Source organism: Streptomyces fuscigenes, assembly GCF_021556455.1.
GTDB lineage: Bacteria > Actinomycetota > Actinomycetes > Streptomycetales > Streptomycetaceae > Streptomyces > Streptomyces fuscigenes.
Window position 1 is genome coordinate 1 of record NZ_JAKGCV010000738.1, and the last position, 1,551, is coordinate 1,551.

Below are 1,551 nucleotides of genomic sequence, written 5' to 3' on the forward strand. Positions count from 1 at the left end.
TCGCCGCCGCAGGCACCGCCCGGCGCCGTCCCCCCGGGGCAGGACGGCGCCGCCGCCGAACGCAGGCGGCGCGAACTGGCGCTGCTGGCCTGGCCGGAGGCGGCGGGCACCACGCCCGAGCAGCGCGAGGTGCTGGAGCTGGCGGTGCGCCACCAGCTCGGCCCGAAGGGTGTCGCCGCGGTCCTGTCGCTGGAGCCCGCCGCCGCGCGGGACCTGCTGTCGACGGCCGCCGTCGAGGTGGAGCGGACCCGCGCCGCGCTCACCGTCGTGGAGACCGGCACCTGCCCGTCCGTGGCCCGCCTCACCGGCGACAGCGCGGTGCTGCTCTCCGCGACGCTGCGCCGGGAGCTCGTCCGGCACGTCGACGACTGCCCGCGGTGCCGGCGCACCGCGGAACGGGTGGAGGCGGCCGGTCCCTGGCCGGGCGCGACCCCGCGCGCCGGGCGCCGGGCGCCCGCCGTCCTGCCGCTCGTGGCGGTCGACCGGGCCGCCGCGTACGCCGCGATGCTGCACGCACCGACGACCCGGGGCAACGCCCCGCGCTTCGGGCGCAACGGCTTCCCGCTCGACCCCAAGGACCGGGCCGCCCGGCGCGACCGGCTGCGCTCCCGTGCCGTCACCACCACGGTCGTGGCGACCGTCATCGCGGCGCCGGTGCTCGCGATGTGGGCCGCGTACCGGGGCGCGCCCGACACGGGCGAGGGCCACGGCGGCCCGTCGGTCAGCGCCGGCGAGCCCGGCGGCCCCTCCGCGCACGACGGGAAGGGGTACGACCGCTACGAGAACGCGGGCAGCGCGAGCGACCGCCCGGGAAGCGCCCGCGCGGACGGCGGGCACGGCGCCGGGGGCTCCGACGTCTCCGTCAAGGTCGTCAGCCACGGCACGGGCAGGGCCGCGGGCGCCGCGGGCCCCGGCTCAGGGGGCGGGTCCGGGGCGGCGGGTACCGCGGGGCTCGGCGTCACCGCGGAGACCTCCTCGGGCCGCACGACGATCACGCTGACGGCCTCCGGGGGCCCGGTGACGTGGGCGGCGAGCGTCGGTGCGAGCTGGATCACCCTCAGCCGCACGTCGGGAACGCTCGCCGCGGGCCGGTCGGTGACGCTGTACGTCACCGTCGACCACGCACGCGAACCGGCGGGCGCCTGGAGCGCCCGGATCGCGCTGCACCCGACGGGCGCGGTCGTCCTCGTGGACGGCTACGGGTACACGCGCGGCGGCGGCGGTGCGGGCCACTCCGGGGGACACGGCGGGAAGGGCGGAGGCGGCGGTCACGGCCAGCACGGCGGCGGCCACCACGGCGGGGGCGGCGGACACGGCAACCCGGGCGGCGGAGGTTCCGCTTCCGGTGGCGGCACGCCGACCGGCCCGGGCGGCTCCGGGAGCCCGAGCGACCCGGATTCCGGCGGCGCCCCCTCCGGCTCGGGGAGCCCGACCGGCGGCACGGGCGGGACGGGCGACGGCGGGGGCACGGGCGACGGGGGAGCGGGCGGCACCGGCACCGGCGATCCCACGCCCCCCGCCACCGGCGGGACCACCGCGGACCCGCCGACG

General features: G+C 80.9%; 1 protein-coding gene. It reads left to right on the forward strand.

The genetic code is table 11. The features are described from left to right. Positions 1-1,551: BACON domain-containing protein (locus L1885_RS28220; RefSeq protein WP_235799982.1), on the forward strand; the 1,551-nt coding region annotated here is incomplete at both ends.